The organism is Massilia genomosp. 1 (genome assembly GCF_011682185.1).
Classification (GTDB): domain Bacteria; phylum Pseudomonadota; class Gammaproteobacteria; order Burkholderiales; family Burkholderiaceae_D; genus Telluria_A; species Telluria_A rubra.
This window is the reverse complement of the sequence record NZ_WHJF01000004.1, coordinates 45,783-68,608: the sequence shown is the minus strand read 5'-3', so window position 1 is coordinate 68,608 and position 22,826 is coordinate 45,783. Positions and strand designations below refer to the sequence as shown.

Genomic DNA, 22,826 nt, shown 5'->3' with positions numbered 1-22,826 from the left:
GGGGGGGGACCGTTCGATTGTAGACCGACTGCACTCTATTAACAACAGGCAATACAAACCCAAGCGCATAGGCGGCGTGCATCCGACGTAATTTGATCAAGGGTGTCGCGCGCACGCCATTAACCATAGCGTTTTTGGCATCGCTCGCAATAAAACGCGCGCCGTTTGCTCAGGCCCAGATGGCCTTTTGAAAAAGCAATGTCGCAGCGCTGGCAGGTGCTCTTGCGGTGCGCCAGCCAGTGCTGTTTCAGCACGTATTGCTTTTTCCATTCGAGGAAGTCGACGCTGTATTGATGGGCTTGCTCGACCAGGGCGCGCAGCTTGGGCGCCGGCAGCGCGCCGATGGTCGAGAGCGGATGCAGGCGGACCCGGAACAGCACTTCGTTCTTGATGATGTTGCCCACGCCAGCGAAGATGGCCTGGTCGAGCAGGGCGTCGCAGGCCAGCATGGCGGGCGCGGCGCGCAGCTTCTTGCGCGCCTTGGCCGCATCCCAGGTGGGCGACATGATGTCGGCGTCCCAGTCGTAGGCCGCGTCGAGGTCGGGCTCGATGTGCTTGACCGAGCAGGCGTAGAAATTGAGTTCGCCGCCATCGGCAAAGGCGAGCGCCATGCGCGCCGGCTTGTCCTTGCGCTCGTTGATGCGATAACTGCCGAACAGCATGAAGTGAATGCGCAGCACCGTGTGCGGCAGTTCAATGAGGAAATGCTTGCCCCAGCTGCGCAGGGAGACGATGCGCTGTCCTTCCAGGCTGGGCAGGTCGACGGTCTTGGTGTTGCCGCTGGCGCGAACGATTTCCTTGCCGACGAAGGCAGTCGTTTCTTCACGCAGGATGACGAGCGATGGTCCTTCGGGCATGGTGATCTCCTTTTTTGCCGATTCTGGATTGAAAGCGCGAACCGCACCGTGAGGCGGCTAACATGTCGATACAAACGGCGACAATCCATGGACCGACGGCGTGGTCAAAAGCGCGTATATTTCATACTGAGGAAGCGCGTTGCGCATCGAAAGGATCAACATGAAAAGCGTATTGACGAAGGTCTTGCAAGCAAGTGCGCTGGCGGCCGTGATGGCCCTGCCGGCCAGTGCGGCCACGGCGGCGGCAACGGTGTCGTATGTCGAGCCGGACCGTTTTACCGACGTGCCGTTCACACCGTGGGAGCGCGAGCGCGTGCTCAAGCAACTGACGGCCCACTTCGACAAGCTGGGCGCCAGCCTGCCGGCCGGGCAGGAACTCAAGGTGGAGGTGCTCGATATCGACCTGGCCGGGCAGACCAAGCCGAATTTTCGCGGCGGCCAGGATCTGCGCGTGATGAATGGCGGCGCCGATTGGCCGCATATCCATTTCCGCTACAGCATCACCGAGGGCGGCAAGGTGATCAAGTCGGGCGAGGAAAAACTGAGCAATATGCAGTACCTGAACCGCATGAACCATTACGGCAACACCGAGCTGCTGCGCTACGAAAAGCAGATGCTCGATGACTGGTTCAAGCAGGCTGTGGCGACGCGCTAGGCTCAGTTCATACAAGCCAGATCATCATTGTTGCCACAAACACGGCCGCTCAGCGGCTCCGGGCCGCCCTGGCGCGCTCGGCCAGCGCGTCCCTGACGGGCACGTCCCTGACGGGCATGTCCCTGACGGTGTAGTCCGTCGGCACGACAAACAGGGATGCCGGCGGTTCCTCGCGCTTGATATTGCTCAGCCGGTAGATGCGCTCGCCGCTGCGGGGATCGCTATGCTTGCTGTACACCGTCACCTTCAGCTCGGGCGCGTACCAGCTTTCGTGCGACACCACGATGGCGTTGCGGTTGCCGATCCCGCCGGCGGGAATCTCGTAGGTGCGCAGCTTGCCGTTGGCCTTGACGCCCTCGATCTCTTTGCTGCCCAGCTCGCGCGTGCTGGCTTGCGCCGCCCAGCGCATGTCGCCGAACGCGTTCTCCACGGCCGCGCCGATGCGGCTTGCGGCCATGTCGGTGACGAGGATGCGTGCCTTTTCCGGGGATCGCTTGCGGGCGTCGCCTTCGGCCCGCTCGACGCTTTTGAGGATCACCTCGTCGCCCGCGTCGGCGCGCAGTTGCGCCGCCTTGGCCTTGGCTTCGGTCGCGGCGGCGCGCGCGGCGGCGCTCGGGTCGGGCAACTTGTCCGCGCTTTTCTGGCGCGGGTGGAGGATGTAGGTGACGCCGTCGGCCGGCAGGTACAGGGTGACCGTGCGCAGCTCGCCGTCGGCGTCGCGGATTTCCTGGCGCGTGCGGCCGGCGCTGTCGCGGTAATTCATGCTGCTGCTGGTGCGGTTGATCTCGTTGCCGTCGGCCAGGCGCTGCAACTGTTCCGAAACCGCCCCGGCGCTGTACGGCGCGTTCTTGACCACCTTGCCGTGCAGCGGCAGCAGCGGGCCGGTAAAGCGTAGCGGGTCGGGCGGCGTGGCGACGGCGGCTTGGGCGCCGGGAAGCAGTGCGCCGCCCAGCAGGACGGCGAACAGGAGGGAAGTGCTGTGCATGATGGTCCTCTTTCGGTGATGTAGCTTATTGCGAACTCAGGCGCAGGGCCAGCGGCGAACCGTCGGCGCCCACCAGCATCTCGGCGCGCACGAAGTCGCCCGCCGTTTCCGGGCTGACCGGCACGCCGAGCGCCGCCAGTTCGGTGCGTTGCAGGCTCGCTTCGAGCATGCGTGGATGGGTTTCCTGCTCGATGCGCTCTTGCGAGGCCAGCGCGATGAAGGCCAGGCCGTCGTCGAGCTGCAAGGGCGCGGCAGCATCGGCGGCGCCGGGCAGCGGCGCGCGCAGGATCAGCACGGCCAGCACGGCCGCCGTCGCACTGCCCAGGGCGCCCGCCAGGCCCCAGTGCGCGGGCGAGAGGCGCTGGTACCAGCGCTTGCGCGCGAACTGCTGTGCAAAGGCCGCCATCAGGGCTTGCTCCACACGCGGCGGCGCGGCGCAAGCGGCGCTGGCGCCGCGTAAGGTGGCAAGCGCGGTAGCGAGCGCGGTGGCCAGGGCGGGGTCGATGGGATCGTGGTTCATGGCGCTCTTTCAGAGGGACGCGTGCAGGGCGGCGGGACGGTGCGCGGCCAGCCGTTTGGCCAGGGCCGCGCGCCCGCGCGAGAGGCGCGAGCGCACGGTGCCGATGTCGACCTGGCAAATATCGGCGATGTCGAGGTAAGACATGTCGTGCAGCTCGTACAGGATGACGGCGTCGCGGTAGTGCGGCGCCAGTTGCGCCAGCGCGCGCCGCACCTGCTCGGCCGTTTCATTGTCGAGCAGGCGCGCCAGCGGTTCGCCATCGTCGCTCCCGGCCTCGGGCGCGTTCTCGTCGTCGGCATCGATGTCGGGCAAGCTGGCCAGGCGCCAGCGCGGCTGTTCATGCTTGAGGATGAGTTTGCGGGCCACGCCGAACAGGAAGTTTTGCAGCAGGCCGCGCAGCGGATCGTAATGAAAACTTCCGGTCAGCAAACCCATGAAGACTTCCTGGACGATATCGGCCGCCGTGTCGCCCGAGCCGGTGCGCAGCAGGGCGAAGCGGTACAGCGGCCCTTGGTGGCGCTGGTACAGGGTCTGGAAGGCCGCGCCCACGCCATCGCGCAGCTGGCGCAGCAGGTCGGTGTCGGTGGCGAGGGCGGTGGGCGGCATGGTCATGGTGGTCTCTTCCCTGTATTGCCGCCAAAGGAAGAAAAAGTTCCAACTAAGTGAGAGGAACCCTTAATCGATCCAGTTCACGCGCGGGAATTTGGCGCGAAACTCGTCCGGCATGGTCACCACTTGCGTGGTTTTGTAGTTGAAAAACACGAAGCCCGACTTGGCCATGGTGATCTCTTTCTTGTCGCGCGGACGGGTGACGCGGAAGATGATGTCGCCGCCGTACTTGTTAAAGTCCATCACGCCGACCTCGAACAGCAACTGGTCGCGCGCGTGCGCTTCGGCGCGGTAGGTGGTGGCCAGGTCGGTGACGATGATGCCGGTGCCGTCGCGCTCGGTTTCGGCGACGCCGAATTCGTACAGGAAACGCGCGCGCGCCTCGGAAATCATCGAAATCATCGAGTCGTTGCCGAGATGGTTGGCGCCGTTGATGTCGGTGACGCGCACGGTCAGCGGGGTCGTGTAGTCATACTGGTCTTCCGGAAAATCGAGAATCAGGCGGGCCATGGTGTCGGTTTCGTAGTGGACGGGGCAGACGCCGATTTTAGCAGCCTGCCGGCCCCCTCAAGCCTTGGGCGCGCGCACGATCCGGTACAGCTTGCCGGTGGCGGCGATCAGGTACAGCTCGCCGTCGCCATCCTGGCCGAACGATTGAATCGCACCGATGTCGGCAATGGCCCAGCTGGCCTGCTCGGTGACGCTGTCGTCCTTGTACAGGAAGCTCTTCAGGTAGCCGCCGCAATAGTCGGAATAGAAGTAGCGCCCGGCCAGTTCCGCAATCGCCTTGCCGCGATACACGAAACCGCCCGTGATCGAGCAGCCGTTGACGTTGTTGTTGCCATGATCGTATTCGAACGCCGGCAAGGTCAGCCCGTTCTTGTCGCAGATGGCCGCGTTGTAGCACAAGCTGCCTTCCATGGTGTTCCAGCCGTAGTTCAGGCCGGCCTGCTTGAGGCTGGCGATGTCGACTTCCTCGCGCCTGGCCTGGCCGACGTCGGCGATGTACAGGCGATCGCCGTCGAAGGCGTAGCGCCACGGATTGCGCAGGCCCGAGGCCCAGATCTCGGGGCGCCGGCCGCCCTGGCCGACGAAGGGGTTCGATGGCGGAATCACATACGGCTGCGCGCCGCGCGCATCGGCCACGTCCAGGCGCAGCATCTTGCCCAGCAGCAAATTGAGGTTTTGCGCCTTGCCCTGCGGGTCGCCGGCGCCGCCGCCGTCGCCAGTGGCCAGGTACAACATGCCGTCCGGGCCAAAGCTGACCAGGCCGCCGTAGTGGTTGGTGGCGCCGGGATGGGGAATGCGGATGATTTCCAGCACCGCTGACGGCTCGGCCAGGTTGCGGTTGGCCGACGATACGCTGTGCCGCTCGACAACGATGTTGTTGGCCGCATCGGTGTAGTAGATGAAAAACCAGCCGTTGCGGGCGTAGTCGGGATGGAAGGCCATCGACAGCAGCCCGCCTTCGCCGACCGAGGCGACCCGGTTGCGGATGTCGAGGAAAGGCGTGCCGAGCAGCGCGCCATCCTGCATCACGAGGATGCGCCCGCTGCGTTCGACGATGAACTGGCGCGTGTCGCCGCTGGGGGCGGTGAGGAACACGGCGCCGCTGACGTTGGCCACTTCGCGCGCGGCGAGCGCCAGCGTACTGCTGCTGTAGCTGATGTTGACGACGGCGCTGCGGTCGGCCGCCACGGTGGCGTTCTGGACCGGCGCGCTGGCGCTCCAGCTCAGGTTGCCGCTCAGGATGCTGTCGGCGCTGACGGTGTAGTTGCCGGGCGCCAGGCCCGACAAGGTCTGGCCGCTGCCGATGGTTTTTGCGTAGGAAGCCGGGCCGCTGATGCGCACCGCCGCCGGCAGGCCGGCGGGCAGGCCGGCCAGGTTGACCGTCAGCGCACCGCTGCCGCCCGCGGGCGTGGACGCCTGGTCGTCGTCGGAGCCGCAGGCCGGCAGCAGGAGCAGGGCCAGCGCGGCCAGGAGGGTCCGCAGGTGCGATGTGAGCATGTCAATCTCCGGGGGAGGGCATTGAGTAATTGACAATACGGGCGAAGCTGGCGCCGGTCTGTGCGCCATCGCACGCCGTTCAGCGCAGCCGCGCGGCGCGCTTCCAGCTCATCGGGCGGGAGCGGTTCGCCGAACAAGAATCCCTGGCCGTCAGCGCAGCCGGCCCGACGCCGCCGTGGGACTTGCTTAGTTCCCCCTCAGGCGCGCGCGTCGCTTATCGGTATTGTTCGCAGTGCCGGGACGCAGGCTAGGACGCAGGCTGGGACGGCGGAATATGCGCGCGCCGGCGCACCTTGCGCACCACCCCTTGCGCGTCGAGCAGCACCACGATCTCGTCGAAGCCGCCGGGCACGGCCAGCTGGTACAGCCATGTTTCGACACCGTTGTCGAAGGCCACCTTACGCGTGGCGCCCAGGCTGGCCAGCAGGCTCGCGCGCGTACACTGGCCCGGCAGGATGGCGCGCACCTGCCCTGCCGTTACCTGGGTTCCCGGCGGCGCCGCAGGCGCCTGGGCGCAGGCCGCGAGCCCTAGCGCCGCAGCCAGCACGGCAGCGCAGCGCGCCGCGGCCGCCCTCATGGCGCGCCGCCTGCCGCATCGTCCATGTAGTCGAATTCGACAATCGCGTCGTCCGGCCAGCTGGCGTCGAAAATCGGGGCGTAATAGCTGCGATCGAGCAGCACCTGGCAGTCGCAAAAGCGCAGGTCGTTGGCGCTCAGCTGGCCGCCGGCGTACAGCATGTTGAAAGGCAGTACTTCGGCGCGCGCGCCGTGCCGCACGGTGACGGCGAACACGGGCCGCTCGGCGAAGAACAGGTAGTTGCCATCGGCGCTGGCGCAGACCTGGTCGGCATTGGCGAGCGCGTCCGACAGCCAGCCGAACAGGGGCGAGCTGTTCGACACCAGCCCTGCTTCGATCCCGACCCGGCATTCGAGCCGCAAGTCGCCCAGGCGGCGCGTGCCCGGCGCCACGCCGGGGCTGTGGATGGCGGCGCGCCAGGTCAGGCTGTCGCCGCGCCGGTTGGCGATGACGGCGGCGTCCTCGCGCAGCGCCGCCGCATGGCGCGGCAAGACGAAACTGTTGTCGTCATCGAGCGCGAGCGGCACGCTGATGCGCTCGCCCGCGATGCGCACGGCGACGCCGCGCAGGTCGGTGCTCGGCAGGCGCGGCAGCAGCCGGAAGCGCAGGCTGGCCGTACTCGCCAGCGCATGCTCGCGTTCGAAACGCGCCACCCCGGCCATCATCTTGCGGTAGGACTTGTCGACCGGATCGCGCACGTAGGGAACGAGTACGGTTTGCATGGGCGCAGCCGCATCTTCCGGGGCCGCGCCGGCGGGCAGGATTGCGCTGGCCAACATGACAACGGCGAGGCGGAAAAAGATTGTCAGCAATGACATGGCGTCATGCGCCGGGGCGGCGCGCGCAGTGATGCGGCGCGCCCCGGCTGGCATGCTTACCAGCGCCGCAGGCGGCCGGTATCGAGGTGGACGAATTGCGAATCCGGGTAGTAGCCGACCCCGCCGCCGCGCGCGTTGAGCGCCGCCTTATGCACGTGCGACAGGCTCTGGCCCGGCATGCGGATGTCGATGGCCTTGCCTTCGAGGTGCATGCTGTGACGCGCCACGCCATCGCTCGCTTCGGCCAGCAGTTGATTGGTTTCGGGGGAGCGGTAACCGGAAATGACGTGCAGGACCGGATCGCGCCCGAGCTGGGTGCTGACCCTGTTGAGCAGCACCAGCAGTTGCGGGTCGATTTCGGCCACCGTGTTGCTGCGGTGGTCGCGCAACAGCTTGTTGATGTCGGTGAGCGATTCGGGCAGGAAACGGCCCTCGGTCCAGAACACGCTGCGCAGGCTTTCGCCCGTGTGGGTGTTGTACAGGCGCAAGGTGCGTTCGCCTGGTGTGGCCTTGGCGGTACGGGCCAGGGCGGGAAGACTCAGTGCCGATGCCAGTACAACCGAACTCTTTAGAAAGGAGCGGCGTGGGTTCATGATCGATCCTTACGCTTATAACGAATGACCATCATACACACCCTCGGCGCCGCGCGCACGCAATTACGCGTGAAAACGCAAAAAGAGTCAAGTGAAGCTAACACAAACAATGTTGGCAAATGTGGTGAAATTGTCACGGGCTTTTTTACCATCTTTTCATAGAGGAAACGAAACAAACTCTGGTGAAACCCCGAAAAATATGAATTTATTACGTTGAGATTATTGCTACAACAATTATTTCCTTTGCTATAGTCTTTTGCACTTTTAAGAAAAGTAGCAAGCAGGCAAATCGACCTGTACGCCCATTGATCGAACTAATCAAACATAAGGCAAGAGATGAATCGCACAGTCACCCCGCTGGGTACCCCACGGCGCGCCACCCGCGCACTCCACACGATCGCCGCTGTCGCCGCGCTGTTTTGCGCGCTGCCGGCCATGGCCAGTCCCATCACCTTCGAAACGCAGGTGCCGAACGCCCTGCTCAACGGCGAGTCGATCAGCGAAGGCGGCTACGAGATGCTCGTTCTCGCCAGCCCGATCGCCGCCGAGCTGGGCCTGTTCGGCTCGTTCGGCGCCGTTGCCAACCCCAAAGATCCGGAGACCTGCTTCGCGATCGGCTGCCCGGCAGGCGCCAGCGGACACTTTCTTGCGATCATCAACGACGGCGGTGTCAAATTCACGCGCGCCGGCCAGCAGTTCCAGCTCGGCAGCCTGAGCCTGGCGTTCCTGCCGCCGATCAGCGTCCCTGACGGCGACTATGGCTTGCTGCAATTTTCCGGCATCCGTGGCGACGGCACCGTGGTCTCGAGCACCGCGGCCTTTCCCGGCCAGACCGGCAACGGCAGCTTTACCTTCGGTTCGGCCCTGATCGACCAGAAATTCCGCAATGAAGTACTGACCAGCCTGACCGTGAACGCCTGCCTGTTCGACGGCAATGGCGGCTGCTTCAACTCGCTGGCCAACCCGGCCCAGGGCAAGGCCCAGTTCGCGCTCGACAATATCAGTTTCAACGCCGTGCCGGAACCGGGCTCGTTCCTGCTGGTGGGCCTCGGGATCGGCGCCATCGGCCTGACCCGCCGCCGCAGCAAAGCTTCCGCATCGACCCCGGCCACCATCTGAGCACGTAAGGAAATTGACCATGACACTTCGCCCCGTATCCCTTGCCGTCCTGCTGATGCTCGCTGGAATCACTTCCACCGCCGCCGCTGACGAAGCCCGCCGTTCCTACATCGTGCAACTGGTCGACAAGCCGGTCGCCACCTACACCGGCCAGGTGGCCGGCCTGCCCGCCACCAAGCCGGCCGAAGGCCAGCGCCTCGATGTCGACGCGACCGATGTGCAGAACTACATCAGCTATCTCGAAACCAAGAAATCGAAAGTCATCTCGACCGTCAACGCGGCCCAGATCACGCACCAGTTCAACGTGGTGCTGAACGGCTTTGCCGCCCTGCTGACCGACGCCGAAGTGCGCGCGCTGAAAAAAGACGCCGGCGTGGCCAACATCACGGCCGACTCCATCATGCAGATGGACACCAACTACACCCCGACCTTCCTCGGCCTGGACAAAGCCGGCGGCCTGTGGCAACAGCTCGGCGGCCAGGCGGCGGCGGGCGAGAACATCGTCATCGGCATCGTCGACAGCGGCGTGTGGCCGGAAAACCCGGCGTTCGCCGACAAGGTCGACGCCAACGGCGTGCCGAGCCACTCGGGCACCGTCTCGGCCTACGGCGCGCCGCCGGCCAGCTGGAAAGGCTCGTGCGACAGCGGCGAAGGTTTTGCGCTGACCAACTGCAACAACAAGCTGATCGGTGCGCGCTACTTCAAGTCGCCGACCCAGGCCCTGCACTGGACCGAATTTAACTCCTCGCGCGACTCGGTCGCCGGCGCCGAAGGCCATGGCGGCCACGGCACCCACACCGCGACCACGGCCGGCGGCAACGCCAACACGCCTATCATCAACGGCAACCTGAACCTGGGCCTGGCCAGCGGCATGGCGCCGCGCGCGCGCATCGCCGCATACAAGGTGTGCTGGACCGATGCCGCGTCCGGCAAGAACGGTTGCGCCACCGCCAACAGCGTGGCCGCGATCGAACAAGCCGTGAAAGACGGCGTGAACGTGATCAACTTCTCGATCGGCCCGAACGCCGGCGGCGGCGCCTTCAACGAAGCGACCGAAGTGGCCTTCCTGGGCGCGGCCAGCGCCGGCGTGTTCGTGGCGGCCTCGGGCGGAAATTCCGGTCCTACCGTGACCGCGCCGTCGGTCCCGGCCCCGGTCTCGCACATCAGCCCGTGGCTGACCACGGTCGGCAACTCGACCCACAACCGCCTGTTCGTCGGCACCGCCACCCTGGGCAACGGCGTCAAGCTGACCGGTTCGTCGAGCAATGCCTCGACCACCTCGGCCGCGCTGATCCTGGCGCGCGACGCCGGCATGGCCGGGGTCGATCCGACCAATGCGCAACTGCTGCAATGCTTTGGCGCAGCCGATAAGCTCAGCCCGCTGCTGGACCCGGCCAAGGTGGCCGGCAAGATCCTGGTCTGCGATCGCGGCAGCAATGTGCTGGTCAACAAGAGCCAGAACGCCAAGGATGCCGGCGCGGTCGGCGCCATCATCGCCAACGTGGCCGTCAACAACAATGCCATCATCAACCAGTCGCACGCACTGTCGACCGTCCACTTGACGGTGGCCGACGGCACCACGCTGAAAAGCTACATCGCCGCCAATCCGACCAGCGCCATCGCGTCGCTGGGCGACCTGAAAGGCGTGGTCAACCCGAACGTGGCGGCACCGGTGATGAGCGGCAGCTCCTCGCGCGGACCGAACGTGGCCAATGCCAACATCCTGAAACCGGACGTCACCGCGCCGGGCAGCGACGTGCTGGCCGGCGTCACCGCCGACCTGACCCGCGCGCAGCGCGACGCGGTGGCCGCCGGCGGCGCGGCGCCGGCGACCGACTGGGCTTTCTACTCGGGCACCTCGATGGCCAGCCCGCACGTGGCCGGCCTGGCCGCGCTGCTCAAGCAGTTGCACCCGAGCTGGACCCCGGCGGCGATCAAGTCGGCGTTGATGACCAGCGCCAGCCCGACCCAGCCGGACGGCATCACCGCCTCGGTTGCCTGGGACAAGACCGCCAAGGCCACCGGCACCCTGCCATGGGGCCAGGGCGCCGGCCACGTGACGCCGAACGGCGCCGCCAATCCGGGCCTGGTGTACGACGCGACGGAAATCGACTACGCGCGTTTCCTGTGCGGCCTGAACGCCGGCGTCTACAGCGCCGCCACCTGCACGGCGGTCGGCACCATCTTGCCGTATAACCTGAACCTGGCCTCGCTGACCGCCGGCAACGTGCTGGGCAGCCTGACCCTGACCCGTACCGTGACCAACGTCGGCGCCAGCACGGCGACCTACAACGCCACGGCCAGCGTGCCCGGCTACACGGTCGACGTGCAACCGCCAAGCTTGACCATCGGCGCCGGCCAGAAAGCCACCTTCAAGGTCAAGGTCACGCGCACCAACGCCCCGGTCGATACCTGGGTCTATGGCAGCCTGGTCTGGTCGGACGGCGTGACCAACGTGCGCAGCCCGCTGACCGTGCGCGGCTCGGCACTGGCGGCGGCGGCTTCGGTGTCGAGCGAATTTGCCACGGGCAGTAAGCTGATCACCATCGGCACCGGCTTCACCGGCGTCATGAGTTCGGTCAAGTCGGGCTTGCTGCCAGCGGTCGTGGAAACCCGCAGCGTCGGCGAATCGGGCACCGACTCGGCGCTCTACCAGGCAGCCTGCCTGGCTGGCGGCGGTCCTGGCGTGAATGTCCACACGGTCAACGTGCCGGCATCGACCATGGCGGCGCGCTTCGCGCTGTTTAACGACGACACCGCCGGCGGCGCGAACTCCGATCTCGACCTGATCGTGGTCGGCCCGAACGGCGCCATCACCAGCAGTGGCAATGGCGGCTCGAACGAGCGCGTCGAACTGGTCCAGCCGGCAGCGGGCGCCTACAAGGTGTGCGTGATCGGCTACGAGCCGGCCGGCGGCGAAGCCGAGTACAAGCTGTCGTCGTGGGTCCTGCCGGAAGGCGCCAACAACGGCAACTTCAAGGCACTGGTGCCGGCGTATTCGTATGTCGGCAGCACCGGCACGGTCAGCATGAGCTGGGCGGGCCTGGCGGCCAACCAGCGTCACCTGGGCGCACTGCGCTATGTGGTCGGCGGCGCCACCCAGGGCTTGACGATGGTGGAAGTAAACACCAACGATCCGCTGCCGCAGTTCGACGCCCCGCGTCGCGCCGTGGTACTGGCGAAGTAAGCGGGCAGGACGGGCGCGCCGCACGGTGTACCCGCGCGGTTCGTTAGTGAAAAAGGCTGCGGCAATCTTGCCCGCAGCCTTTTTTTATGGGGTGTGCCGACGCCTCAGCGCGCCTCGCTGCCGCCCAGGCCGCGTGCTTGCAGCACGCACTTGCCGGCGCTGCAGGTCGCGCCCGGGTCTTGCTCGACCGAGCAGGTCGACATCATGCCGCTTTTCTCGTTGACTTTCTTTTCCGCCGCCGCCTGTTCGGCCGCCAGGCGCGCCAGCAGCTCGCCGTTGCTGCGCTTGGCCGACCAGGGCAGGAAACCGGCCGGGCCGCCGCACGCCTTGCTGCCGACCGGCAGGGTGCGGCACTGGCTGGCGTTGTCGCAGGCGGCGTCGCCGATTTCGGCCGTGATACGCGCGCCGAGCGAGCCGCCGGCCGCCTCGCTGGCGGCGAGCGGTGCAGCCGGCGCAGGTGCGGCCGGGGCGGACGTGTTGGATGGCTCGCTGCAGGCGGTGCCGGCGGCGATCAGGGCGGCTGCGATGCACAGGCGCAAGAAGGAGGAGGGGGCAGGTTTTTTCATGCCCCATCATCCCGGATCGATGCCCGCTTTGCAAGCGGGGCACGATCTGTTCTTAATTGCGCCCGGCCATCACGCCGCCATCCACATCCCACACCGCGCCGGTGACCCAGGCCGCCTCGCCCGAGAGCAGGAAGGCGACCGTATTGGCCACATCCCGGGCCGTGCCGATGCGTCCGATCGGATGGAAGGCGTTGAAGCCCTGCAGCGCGGCCGCCACCTGGTCTTTCGGAATGAAGCCTTCGTACACGGGCGTGTCGACCACCGCCGGCGCGACCGCATTGACGCGGATCCGGTGCGGCGCCAGTTCCATCGCCAGGTGCTGGGTCAGCGCGTGGATGCCGGCCTTGGCCATCGAATAGGCCGACGACGGCGTGGCGGCGACCGCCTGGCGCGCCCACATCGAGCCGATGTTGACGATCGCCCCCGCAGCGCCGCGCGCCACCATGCTCGCCACCACCGACTGCGTCAGGAAGAACAGGCCGCGGTTGAGCGCCTGGTACTGGTCGTAGTCTGCCGCGCCGTGCTCCAGGAAAGGCTTGGGAAAGAAGACCCCGGCGGCGTTGAGGATCAGATTGATCCGCGGATGATCGGCGGTCAGCCGCTCGCGCAGGCGGTCCAGGTCGGCCTGCTTGCCGATGTCGCCGGCCAGGGTATGCACGCGCCCGGGAGCGTCGAGTTCGGCGGCGGCGCGCGCGTTCTTGGCGGCGTCGCGCCCGAGCAGCACCACCGTGCCGCCGCCACCGACCACCGCGCGTGCCGACGCCAGGCCGATGCCGCTGTTGCCGCCGATAGCGAGCAGGGTTTGTCCTTCAAAAGCGTGATGCATGGTAGACCTTTCTATACCAACTAGTTGGTAGGTTGATGTTGCCAAAAAATGCCGGCCGTAGCCGGCAGGGGGAAGCCGCTCAGGCCAGCATGTTCGAGACGTAGGTGGCGCCCGCGTTGGCAGGGCTGTGGTCGGTACCGACACCGCGTCCGACCATCATCGCCCCTTCCAGCGCGCTGAGCAGCCCGTAGGCTTGCTCTTCGGCGCTGCCGCGCGCGCGCAGCAGGCCGGCTTGTTGACCCTGGCCGATGGTGCTCGCCAGCCAGTCCAGGTTCAGCTGGAAGAAAGCGCGCACGTCAAGCGCAAGCGCGGGCGACAGCGCGGCCGCCTCCGCGCCCAGGATGCCGCATACGCACAGGCGCCGGTCCTGCTGGTAAGTGGCCGCGAACAGCGCGCCGTAGCGCGCCAGGCGCGCCGGCGCATCCTCGCCGCTGGCGTCGATGCCGCGCAGCAGGGTCGCGAAGCGGTCGGCGTAGCGCCGCACGATGGTTTGCACCAGGTCGGCCTTGGTGCGGAAATGGTGGTGGATGCTGGGCTTCTTGATAGCGATCTCGCGCGCGATATCGTCGTACGAAAAGCCGTTGTAGCCGTGCTGCTGGATCAGGCGCTGGGCCGCGTCCACCACCCGCTCGGCCGAGGCCGACAGTTCCGAAAATTGTTTGACCACCTTGCCTCCGCTTGCCTACCAACTAGTAGGTTTGCATGATGCCGGCGATCCGGCTTGGGGTCAAGCGTTTTCGATCGGCCCGACCGGATCCAGCGCCGGCAAGGCTGACAGGCGGCGCGCCAGGAAGTCGATGCAGGCGCGCAGGCGCGGCGCCATGTGGCGCGCGCTCGGCACCAGCAACTGCACCGGCAGCGGCGCCAGTTCGTAAGCGGGCAACAGGTACACCAGGGCGCCGTCGGCCAACTGCTCGGCCACCTGGTACGACAGCGGGCGACCGATCCCGCGCCCGGCCAGCACCGCCAGCAGCATGGTATCGATCTCGTTGACGATCAGGCGCGGGGCCAGGCGCACCGCGAATTCGCGCGCATCGGCGCGCGCGCCGTCGCGAAAGCGCCATTCCCTGGTCGCGCGCTGTTCGGCAAAGATGATGTCGTGGGTGTCGAGTTCGCGCGGACTGGCCGGGCTGCCGCGCCGCGCCAGGTAGGCCGGGCTGGCCACCAGCACGCGCCGCACCTGGCCGACCTGGCGCGCCATCATGCCGGTGTCGGGCAGGGCGCCGATGCGCACGGCCAGGTCGAGCCCGTGTTCGATCATGTCCAGGTTGCGGTCGTTGAACACCAGCTCGACCTGCAAGGCCGGATGCAGGTCGAGGAAATCGATCATGGCCGGGGCCACGTGGCGCCGCCCGAACACGGTCGGCACGGTGATGCGCAGGCGTCCGCGCAGGGGCGCGTTGTCGTCCTCGCGCACGGCGTCGTCGTAATCGGCCAGCACGCGGCGCGCCATCTCGCCCAGGCGCAGGCCCGCTTCGGTGGGCGCCAGGCGGCGCGTGGTGCGCTCGACCAGGCGCGCGCCGACGCGCTCTTCCAGCGCCGCCAGCGCGCGCGTGACGGCCGGGGCCGAGCGGCGCAAGCGCCGTGCCGCGCCGCTCAGGCTGCCGGCCTCAAGGATCGCCACGAATATCTGCAACTCATCGAACCGGTCCATGTATTCTTCCAAAAATTGAAATAATCATTTTCAATTTACCAGTATTCTCATTCATGCGTGCAAGCGATAGCATGGCTTTCCTGTTCCTTTTTGAAGCGAGACGCCATGCCCAGCACTTCCCTGATCCTCCACGGCCTGCCGGTGTCGGGCCATGTACACCGTGTCGAACTGCTGCTGCGCATGCTGGGGCTGCCGTTCACCTTCGTGCCGGCGCCGGCCGAGGTACGCGCCGGCGCCGCCTTCCGCGCCCTCAATCCGCTGGGGCAGATTCCGGTGCTGCAGGATGGCGAGCTGGTCATCAGCGACAGCAATGCCATCCTGGTCTACCTGGCCCGGCGCTACGCCCCCGGCGGCGACTGGCTGCCCGAGGATGCGGCCGGTGCGGCCGGCGTGCAGCGCTGGCTGTCGATCGCGGCCGGCGAACTGGCCTTCGGCCCGGCCAAGGCGCGCGCCCACGCGCTGTGGAAGGTGCCGGCCGACCTGGACCAGGCCGGCGCGCTGGCGCAGCGCCTGCTAGCCTTCATGGAGCAGCACCTGACGGCGCATCGCTTCCTGGCGGCCGCGCATCCCACCCTGGCCGACCTGGCCTGCTACAGCTACGTGGCGCACGCGCCGGAAGGCGGCATCGGGCTGGCCCAGTATCCGGCCTTGCGCGCCTGGCTGGCGCGGATCGAAGCCCTGCCGGGGTTCGTGGCGCTGCCCGCCTCGCCCTTGCCGGCGGCGGCATGAGCGCGCCGTATCATGAAGGCGAGTTGAAGGCGCAGGCGCTGGCGGGCGAGATCAGTCATGGCAACGGCATCCGTCCGTTCATGCTCGAGCAACATCGCGATTTCTTTGCGGCGCTGCCGTTCGTGCTGGCGGGGACGGTCGGGGCCGATGGCCAGCCGCACGCACGCGTGTTCAGCGGTGTACCCGGCTTCATCGACAGTCCCGATCCCGGCACGCTGCGCATCGGCGTGGACCACAGCGCCCTGCGCGCCGGGCAGCCGATCGGGCTGCTGGGACTCGACTCCGGCACGCGCCGGCGCAACCGCGCCAATGGCGTGGTGCGCAGCGCGGGCGCGGGCGAAGTGCTGATCGATGTACGCGAAAGTTTCGGCAACTGCCCGCAGCATATCGTGATGCGCGACGTGCGGGCGGTGGCGCCGGCGCTCGTGCGCGTGCGCGAGTTCGACGGCCTGGACGAGCGCGCCATGATCGCGCGCGCCGACACCTTCTTTATAGCGACCAGCGGCGGCATGCACGGCGTCGACATCTCGCACCGTGGCGGAGCGGCGGGATTCGTGCGTATCGATGGCGACAGCCTGATCGTGCCCGACTATGGCGGCAACCGTTACTTCAACACCCTCGGCAACGTGCTGCTCGACGCGCGCGCGGCCCTGCTGTTCATCGACGACGCCAGCGGCGACGTGCTCGAACTCGAAGGCCGGGTCGCGATCATGTGGGAAGACGGCCCGGCGGTTCCCGGGCAGGGTGGAGGACGGCACTGGCGTTTCAATGCCGCGCGCGGGCGCATCACGCACGGCGCGCTGGCGCTGCGCTGGACCCGGCGCTAAACGCCCTCCAACCGCGACAACCGGGGTCAGAGCTTTAACTAGCAATTAGTTGCTGAACCAACTGAAGTGCCGGCAAAAATGGCAGAACGCTGGGGCAATATCGGCATCCAGTGTGTTGAGTCGCTTAAACCGTCGTAAGAAGCAGACAAATCGCTCTGGATAAACTTTTTTGTTGCTAGTTAAAGCTCTGACCCCGGTGGGGGGAGTCGTTGCCGGTGGGATTTTAATTGCTAATCAGAGGTCAGACCCCGGTTGAAGCGTGTCGGGCGCTTTGCGCTCAGAACTTGTAACGCAGCCCGGCCAGCACTTCGCGTCCGGTGACGTTGTTGACCACTACGCCGTTGCGGGCGCGGCTGGCGAACTGGTCGTTCTCCTCGTTGCTCAGGTTCACGCCTTCCAGGGTCAGTTCGAGCTTCTCGTTGACCTTGTACGAGAACGACAGGTCGACGTTGAAGGTCTTGTTCTTGCCCTCGACATCGTTGTTGTTCTGGCCCGGCACGCGTGTGACGAAACCGGAACGCTGCGAGGTCGATACCCGTGCGCTGAGCTTGCCGTCATCGTAGTACAGGGTGGCGTTCCACGATCTCGGCGACAGATTCAAGAGGTCGTCGGTCACGGTCTGGTTGCTGGACGGCGAGACCACGTACGCCATCGTCGACTTGACGTAGGTGTAGTTCAGCAAGCTGCCAAAGTTGCGGCCCCAGCCCGGCAGGAAGGTGAACGGTTGCTGGTAGTTCAGCTCCAGCCCGCGCAGCTTGCCGCCTTCGGTGTTGATCGGGGCGGTGAACTGGAAGATTTCCTCACCCGTGAAGTTGGTCGGCAGCAGCGCCAGCGGCAGGCCGGTATCCTTGTATTTCACATCGTTGCGGATGCTCTGGATATAGGTGGCGATGTTTTTCTGGAACAGGCCGACGCCGATGAACGCGTTCTTGTCGAAGTACCATTCGAAGCTGGTGTCGAAGGCCTTGGCGCGGAACGGTTTGAGCATCGGGTTGCCGCTGGTGATCGACAGGGTGCCGGTGGTGGCCACGCTGTCGCCCGGGGTCAGGTTGGCCAGCTGCGGGCGCGACATCACCTTGGCGGCGGCCGCGCGCACGATGAAGTTCTTGCTGAGGTTGGCGGCGATGTTGAACGATGGCAGCACGTCGTGGTAGTCGTTGTCGACCGTGACCGCGGTGCCGCCGCCGGTGGCCTGGTAGCCGGTCGAACTTTGCTGCGTCTCGACATAGCGCAGGCCCAGGTTGCCGCGCAGCGCTATGCCGCCCAGCTCGCTCGTGAATTCGCCCATCAGGAACAGGCCGTTGTCTTCTTCGCTGACCGAGCGGTTGTTGCCGCGCGCATTGGCGTTGGTGATCGACGACAGGGTGAAGTCGCCGGGGCCGCCGGCCGGGCCGCTCTTGATGCAGTTGCAGTAGATGTCGTAGGCCTGGGCGATGGCGTTCAGCTTGGGCAAAACCCAGCCGCTTGGGGTGCCGGCCGGCATGCCGAGACCGTTGCCGAAGCCCGTGATCTGGGTGCCCAGGCTGGCCGCCGAAACGCCCGCCGCCGGGGCGAAGATGGTGTCGCCCTGGTTCACGCGGCGGAACTCGTAGGAATCGAAGGCGAATTTTTTGTAGTCGGCGCCGGCTTTCAGGGTGAATTTGTCGGGTACCACCTCCCAGGCGAAGTCGACGTGGCCGACATCGTTGCGGTTGTTGGCGCCTTGCGGACGCATGCGGATTTCGCTCGGGCTGGTGTTGACGATGCTCGATGGCTGGGCGCCGCTGGCCACCTGCGGCACGCCGACGATGCCGAGCGCGCCGCCCGGCTGGTTCACATTGAACGGGTAGCTGATCGCCGGCAGGCGATCGTTGCCACGCAAGTCGATGCTGTAGCCGTTGACGTTGAGGGCGTCGAGCGTGGTGGTGGTCTGGATCGGGTTGCGGAACTTGGAGGTGGCGCGGCCGACCCGGGCATTGAGGCGCATGCGCTCGTTCAGTTCGTGCTCGAAGGTCAGGGTCGGCTGGGTGAAGGTGGTGCTCAGTTCGTCGTAGCGCGATTCGGCGCGGATGTCGACGCCGTTGTAGGTGCCGTACAGCAGGGCGCCGTTCGGTGCGTAGGCGGTGTCGACGACGCTGGTCTGCGGCTTGCCGCCCTGGGTCGCGCCGCGGCTGAACGAGGTCGCCTGCAAGAAGTCTTCCTGGCGCGTGGCGTCGAGCCTGGAGTAGAGCATGTCGAGCGTCAGGCGGGTGCCGGCGGCCGGACGCCATTGGACCGAGGCGGTCAGGCCGAGGCGGTCCTGGTCGTGGGTCAGGCGGCCGTAGCGCGGAATGCGCGGGGCGAAGTTGTTGGCGCTGCTGGCGGCGTTGTAGGCGGCCACGTTGCCCGGGGTGTTCGGCAGGCGCGCCACGCCCTGGGCGGCCGGGCCGCAGGTGGTCGCGCTCGAGTTGGCCGGGTTGGCGGCGAGCCCGATCGGCGCGCACCAGCCGCCCGAGGACGGGCCGTTATCCCAGCGCACGGTGGAAAAGCCTTCTTCGACCACCTGGCGCCTGGAGTAGGCGCCCGAGACCAGCACCCCGAGCTTGCGCTCGGCGAAGGTGTTCGAGACCAGAAAGGCGAGGCGCGGATCGGTCTTGTCGGACAGGTCGTTGTAGCGGCCCTTGAGCATGACGGTCGCGTTGAAGCCTTTCAGGTCGAACGGGCGCATGGTTTGCAGGTCGACCGTGGCGCCGAGCGAGCCTTCGTCGACATCGGCCGAGGAGCTTTTGCGCACCGTGAGGGAGCTGAACAGTTCGGCGGCGAAGACGTTGAAGTCGACGCCGCGCGAGCGGTTGGCACCGCCGGAACTGTCGGTGCCGCCGGTGGTGGCCAGGCCTTCGACGCCGTTGATGCGCACGCGGGTGAAATCCTGGCCCAGGCCGCGCACGGTGATGTTGCGGCCTTCGCCGGCGTCGCGGTCGATGACCACGCCGGGGACCCGTTGCAGGGACTCGGCCAGGTTGGTGTCCGGGAACTTGCCCATGTCTTCGGACTTGATGACATCGATGATGCCGAAGTCTTCCCGTTTCTTGTTGAGGGCGCTCTCCAGGGAAGCGCGCAAGCCGGTGACGACGACGGTTAGGGCTTGCTGGTCGGCTGCGGGCGAGCTCGCTTGCGCGCTGGTCTGGGCGTAAGCCCCGCTGATGGCCAGGGCTGTGACGGATGTGCTGCCCACGAGGCGCACGGCGAATTTGCCGAGCGCGCGGGTCTGGTCGGTGACGCGCATGCTGCTGTCTCCTGTCATGATGAGAATACAGCCGGATGCCGCGCGGTCTTGCTGCCGCTGATCCAACAACCGGCCGGGTTACCGCGCGCCGATTTCACCGTCATTCCCGCCGGCGCGGGAATGACGGATTCCCCCGTGGCGCCTGGCTGGTTGCTGCCAGTTTGTTAAGCGGTTGACCAATTCTAGGCTGGTTTACATATTTGCACAATTGGTCAGGCCGCAATCTTTTTATGGTCAGGCCACTTTGTGGTTTTTATGGCGTGGCGGCCACGCTCACGGTCACCGGATCGGCGTCGCGCGCAGCCGCCGCGACGAGGTAGCGTTCCCAGTCCTGGCCGCTCTGGATGTCGCCCGAACGGCTCCACGCCGCGCCGGCGTAGTAGCGCAGCGGCTTGCCGCTCGCTGCCGGCGCCAGCACCAGGTGGTTCAGCCGATCCTGGCCAAAGCCGGTCGCCGACGGCAGGATGACCGCCGTGCCCATGGCGCCGTTGCTGGCCTGTTCGGCCCACTGCATCAGGATCCCGGGCGCCTTGTGGCCGATCTTGATGTCGGGCACCTGCCCCTTGTCGGTGGGGGTCTTGTTCAAGCCCACGCCGACCTCGATGCCGGCCTTGCCGGCGAAGGTGAAGGTGCTCTCGATACGGTCCAGATAGTGGCCGGCGTCGACCGTGAAGCGCTTGACCTCGGACACAGCGGTGCCGCCCGCATCCCAGCTGTCGTAGCTGAGCTCGAAGATGGCGCGCAGCGGGCCGTTGGCCAGCACTTTCCAGCCCGTGAAGTTGTTGCCGGTGTAGAGAAGCGCGCCATCCCACACCCCGGTGCCGCCGGCGCCGCGCGTCTTGCCGACGTTGTACATGTCCATGCCTTCGCCTTCATCCTTGTGATAATGGTCGTGGCCCTTGTTGTACCAGCGCTCGACGACCGGATACGGCACCCGCTTGAACCAGATATCGAGTCCGCTGGTGACCAGCACTTCCTTGGCGCTGCCCGCCGGGGCCGGCGCGCCCAGGGCCGGGCCGTAGGTGCGGTGCGCCAGCTTGTCGTTTTCCCAGGCGAAGTCGTCGAGCCGCTCCGGCACGAAGCGGGCAAACGCTTGCACCGGAAACGGCGGCGTCACCGTGTCGGTTTTCTCGACCGTGAAGATGGCGCGCTGTTCGCCGGCCGCAAAATTGTGCTGGAAAATCAGCTCGCCGTAGGCGATGCCGACGTTCTTCGGGTCCTTGGCCAGCGGCGCGATATTCGTTACCTGGTAGGGCAGCACGCGGCCGGCGGCATCCTTGACGGCGATGCGCTGGATCAGCGCGCCGGGCAGGACGCGGTTGATCTCGCTCCACGGCAGCACGATGGTTTCCGACGGCCGTGCAATGTCGAGCCCGTGGCTGACCGTGATGGTGGCGGCCGGGCCGGCCTGCGCCAGCGGCGAGGTTGCCGCTGCAGCCCCCGCGGCGGCCAGGGCGAGCAAGGAAAACGGGGCGGGTGATCTGGTCATGGCGGTCTCAATGATGTTCGCGGTAGTTGGTCTGGCCGGCCCCCTTGGGCATGTAGTGATAGGTGCGCACCTTGTGCTGGACTTCGATGTTCGGGTTGTTGATCAGCTTGATCATCTCGGCGCCGGCCAGCAGGGTCGGGCCGTAGCCGTGCAGCGCGAACGGGCTGGTCGGGCGGTTGTAGTAATACACCTGGTCGCCGGCAAACGTGGTGCCGACGCAGGTGCCCTCGACCTGGCCCTGGTCGTTGATGCGGGTCGACAAACCGGCCCAGCCGGCCTGGGCGATGGAGCCGTAGGTCGTCGGGCTGATCCAGCCCTGGTTGATGGCGTGCGCAAACACGTAGACGAACATCGCGCTGGCCGAGGTTTCGAGGTAGGAATCGTTACGGTCGAGCATCTGGTGCCACAGGCCGCTGCCGGACTGGCGCTCGCCAATGCTTTGCAGGGTCGTGCGCAGCTGCGCCAGCACCTGCGGATAGCCGGGATGGTCCTGCGGCAGCACGTCGAGCAGGTCGGACATGCTCATCACCGCCCAGCCGTTGGCGCGCGCCCAGTAAAAATTCGGGGCGTCGGGGTTGTTGGCGTTCCAGCCGTGGGTGTACAGCCTGGCCTGCTTGTTGAACAGATAGCCCGTCATCTGCAGCACGTTCTTGACGGCATCGTCGAAATGGGCGCGCTTGCCGCTCATGCGGCCCAGTTCGGCCAGGGCGGGCACCGCCATGTACAGGTCGTCGGCCCACAAGGATACCGCCTGCGGGCGCTCGCGCGCCAGGGTGCCGTCCGGCAGGCGGAACTGCTTGTTGACCACCCAGTCGCCGCAGGTGGCGATGATGTGCGACAGGTCCGGGCCGATTTTCAGGGCGCGCGCGCGCATCATGGCGGCGCACATGGAGCCGGCGTCGTCGAGCGCGCGCGGGTCGAGGAAGCGCGAAAAGCTGTTGGCGCGTTCGAGCTTGAATTGCTTTTCCTGGGCCTGGAAGTAGGGCAGCTTGTCGGCGAAGAAATTGAAATGGCGGGCGGTCAGGTCGGTGAAGCGCTGGTCGCCGGTCACTTCCCGGGCCTTGAACATGCCGGCATGCACCACGCCCATTTCGTAGACCATGATGCCCATGTCCGCATGGCTCGCTTCGGTGATGGCGTTGGCGTTCGGTTTGCTGAAATCGGTAATCGGCGCGCCGGTCTTTTTGTCGACCACGCGGGTGGGGGTGGCCGTTTCCATGAAGCTGCGGATGCGGTGCAGGGCGGCGCTGATGTCGGCCACGACCGGCTTCTTGTATGGGACCGGATAGCTGCCTTCGCCCGGGTCGGTCAGGTTCTTGTTGTCCGGATTGCGGAATGGGCCGTCGGCGTACGCCGGGCTGCCCATGCAGGCCACCGTGGCGATGGCGGCAAACAGTTTATGTGCTGTATTCACATTGTCCCCTGTTATTGGTGATGATTTTTTAAGCGCTATTTGGTCAGGCCATTCTAATTTGGTCAGGCCAAATGTGCAAGGCGGACTAGCCACTTGTGTCAGCCCGTGGCATACTTTATCGACACGTGGATGAACTGGGAAGGTCGGCGA

At 66.3% G+C, this 22,826-nt stretch carries 21 protein-coding genes; 5 read left to right on the top strand and 16 right to left on the bottom strand.

The annotated features are described in order from the left end of the window. Positions 1-119: 119 nt before the first annotated feature. The gene (locus tag F1735_RS02505; RefSeq protein ID WP_167235446.1) at positions 120-857 is read right to left on the bottom strand and encodes a DNA-formamidopyrimidine glycosylase family protein; all 738 of its coding nucleotides are present in this window, start codon (positions 855-857) and stop codon (positions 120-122) included. Between the two features lie 160 nt (positions 858-1,017). Here F1735_RS02505 and F1735_RS02500 point away from each other — a divergent pair, with 160 nt between their 5' ends. Beyond that, positions 1,018-1,512, top strand: a complete 495-nt coding sequence (locus F1735_RS02500; protein ID WP_167235445.1) for a DUF3016 domain-containing protein — start codon at positions 1,018-1,020, stop codon at positions 1,510-1,512. Between the two features lie 49 nt (positions 1,513-1,561). On the opposite strand, the gene F1735_RS02495 is transcribed toward F1735_RS02500, so the two are convergent. From F1735_RS02495 to F1735_RS02460, 8 genes are all read right to left on the bottom strand, one after another. Continuing rightward, the gene (locus tag F1735_RS02495) at positions 1,562-2,497 is read right to left on the bottom strand and encodes a hypothetical protein (protein WP_187364135.1); all 936 of its coding nucleotides are present in this window, start codon (positions 2,495-2,497) and stop codon (positions 1,562-1,564) included. 25 nt (positions 2,498-2,522) lie between these two features. Next, positions 2,523-3,017 carry a hypothetical protein gene (locus F1735_RS02490; protein WP_167235444.1) on the bottom strand — a complete coding sequence of 165 codons (495 nt, stop codon included), beginning with the start codon at positions 3,015-3,017 and terminating at the stop codon, positions 2,523-2,525. Between the two features lie 9 nt (positions 3,018-3,026). Beyond that, positions 3,027-3,629 carry an RNA polymerase sigma factor gene (locus F1735_RS02485; RefSeq protein ID WP_229505589.1) on the bottom strand — a complete coding sequence of 201 codons (603 nt, stop codon included), beginning with the start codon at positions 3,627-3,629 and terminating at the stop codon, positions 3,027-3,029. A gap of 63 nt (positions 3,630-3,692) precedes the next feature. Continuing rightward, positions 3,693-4,136 (bottom strand): thioesterase family protein, encoded by a 444-nt coding sequence (locus F1735_RS02480; protein ID WP_167235443.1) that lies wholly within the window; start codon positions 4,134-4,136, stop codon positions 3,693-3,695. A 57-nt stretch (positions 4,137-4,193) separates the two neighbouring features. Continuing rightward, on the bottom strand, positions 4,194-5,633 hold the full coding sequence (locus tag F1735_RS02475; RefSeq protein WP_167235442.1) for a PQQ-dependent sugar dehydrogenase: 1,440 nt from the start codon (positions 5,631-5,633) through the stop codon (positions 4,194-4,196). A 247-nt stretch (positions 5,634-5,880) separates the two neighbouring features. After that, a complete protein-coding gene (locus F1735_RS02470) occupies positions 5,881-6,210 on the bottom strand; it encodes a hypothetical protein (RefSeq protein WP_167235441.1) in 330 nt (109 codons plus the stop codon). Next, on the bottom strand, positions 6,207-6,989 hold the full coding sequence (locus tag F1735_RS02465; RefSeq protein WP_167235440.1) for a hypothetical protein: 783 nt from the start codon (positions 6,987-6,989) through the stop codon (positions 6,207-6,209). The genes F1735_RS02470 and F1735_RS02465 overlap by 4 nt, the downstream gene beginning before the upstream one ends. Positions 6,990-7,084: 95 nt before the next feature. Continuing rightward, the gene (locus F1735_RS02460) at positions 7,085-7,621 is read right to left on the bottom strand and encodes a YcbK family protein (RefSeq protein WP_167235439.1); all 537 of its coding nucleotides are present in this window, start codon (positions 7,619-7,621) and stop codon (positions 7,085-7,087) included. A 336-nt stretch (positions 7,622-7,957) separates the two neighbouring features. Between F1735_RS02460 and F1735_RS02455 the strand changes: the two genes are divergently transcribed. Both F1735_RS02455 and F1735_RS02450 read left to right on the top strand, forming a co-directional pair. After that, entirely contained in the window at positions 7,958-8,740 is a 783-nt protein-coding gene (locus F1735_RS02455; protein ID WP_167235438.1) for an NF038120 family PEP-CTERM protein, read from the top strand. Between the two features lie 19 nt (positions 8,741-8,759). Next, positions 8,760-11,927, top strand: coding sequence for a S8 family serine peptidase (locus F1735_RS02450; protein WP_167235437.1), 3,168 nt, complete (start codon positions 8,760-8,762; stop codon positions 11,925-11,927). Positions 11,928-12,031: 104 nt separating this feature from the next. On the opposite strand, the gene F1735_RS02445 is transcribed toward F1735_RS02450, so the two are convergent. The 4 genes from F1735_RS02445 to F1735_RS02430 all read right to left on the bottom strand — a co-directional run bounded on the left by F1735_RS02445 (position 12,032) and on the right by F1735_RS02430 (position 14,973). Beyond that, the gene (locus F1735_RS02445) at positions 12,032-12,493 is read right to left on the bottom strand and encodes a hypothetical protein (protein ID WP_167235436.1); all 462 of its coding nucleotides are present in this window, start codon (positions 12,491-12,493) and stop codon (positions 12,032-12,034) included. A 52-nt stretch (positions 12,494-12,545) separates the two neighbouring features. Beyond that, entirely contained in the window at positions 12,546-13,319 is a 774-nt protein-coding gene (locus tag F1735_RS02440) for an SDR family NAD(P)-dependent oxidoreductase (protein ID WP_167235435.1), read from the bottom strand. A gap of 79 nt (positions 13,320-13,398) precedes the next feature. Then, entirely contained in the window at positions 13,399-13,986 is a 588-nt protein-coding gene (locus tag F1735_RS02435; protein WP_373888458.1) for a TetR/AcrR family transcriptional regulator, read from the bottom strand. A gap of 60 nt (positions 13,987-14,046) precedes the next feature. Beyond that, positions 14,047-14,973: a LysR family transcriptional regulator gene (locus F1735_RS02430; RefSeq protein WP_167235434.1), complete on the bottom strand. Its 927-nt coding sequence runs from the start codon at positions 14,971-14,973 to the stop codon at positions 14,047-14,049. A gap of 105 nt (positions 14,974-15,078) precedes the next feature. Here F1735_RS02430 and F1735_RS02425 point away from each other — a divergent pair, with 105 nt between their 5' ends. Together F1735_RS02425 and F1735_RS02420 are read left to right on the top strand one after the other, a co-directional pair. Continuing rightward, positions 15,079-15,702 (top strand): glutathione S-transferase family protein, encoded by a 624-nt coding sequence (locus tag F1735_RS02425; RefSeq protein ID WP_167235433.1) that lies wholly within the window; start codon positions 15,079-15,081, stop codon positions 15,700-15,702. Then, positions 15,699-16,529, top strand: coding sequence for a pyridoxamine 5'-phosphate oxidase family protein (locus F1735_RS02420; protein WP_167235432.1), 831 nt, complete (start codon positions 15,699-15,701; stop codon positions 16,527-16,529). The genes F1735_RS02425 and F1735_RS02420 overlap by 4 nt, the downstream gene beginning before the upstream one ends. 277 nt (positions 16,530-16,806) lie before the next feature. Here F1735_RS02420 and F1735_RS02415 read toward each other — a convergent pair whose 3' ends face one another. The 3 genes from F1735_RS02415 to F1735_RS02405 form a co-directional block, all read right to left on the bottom strand. Beyond that, the gene (locus F1735_RS02415; protein WP_167235431.1) at positions 16,807-19,791 is read right to left on the bottom strand and encodes a TonB-dependent receptor; all 2,985 of its coding nucleotides are present in this window, start codon (positions 19,789-19,791) and stop codon (positions 16,807-16,809) included. Between the two features lie 235 nt (positions 19,792-20,026). Continuing rightward, entirely contained in the window at positions 20,027-21,262 is a 1,236-nt protein-coding gene (locus F1735_RS02410) for a DUF4861 family protein (RefSeq protein ID WP_167235430.1), read from the bottom strand. Positions 21,263-21,269: 7 nt separating this feature from the next. Further along, on the bottom strand, positions 21,270-22,676 hold the full coding sequence (locus tag F1735_RS02405) for a glycoside hydrolase family 88/105 protein (RefSeq protein WP_373888456.1): 1,407 nt from the start codon (positions 22,674-22,676) through the stop codon (positions 21,270-21,272). Positions 22,677-22,826 lie beyond the last annotated feature (150 nt).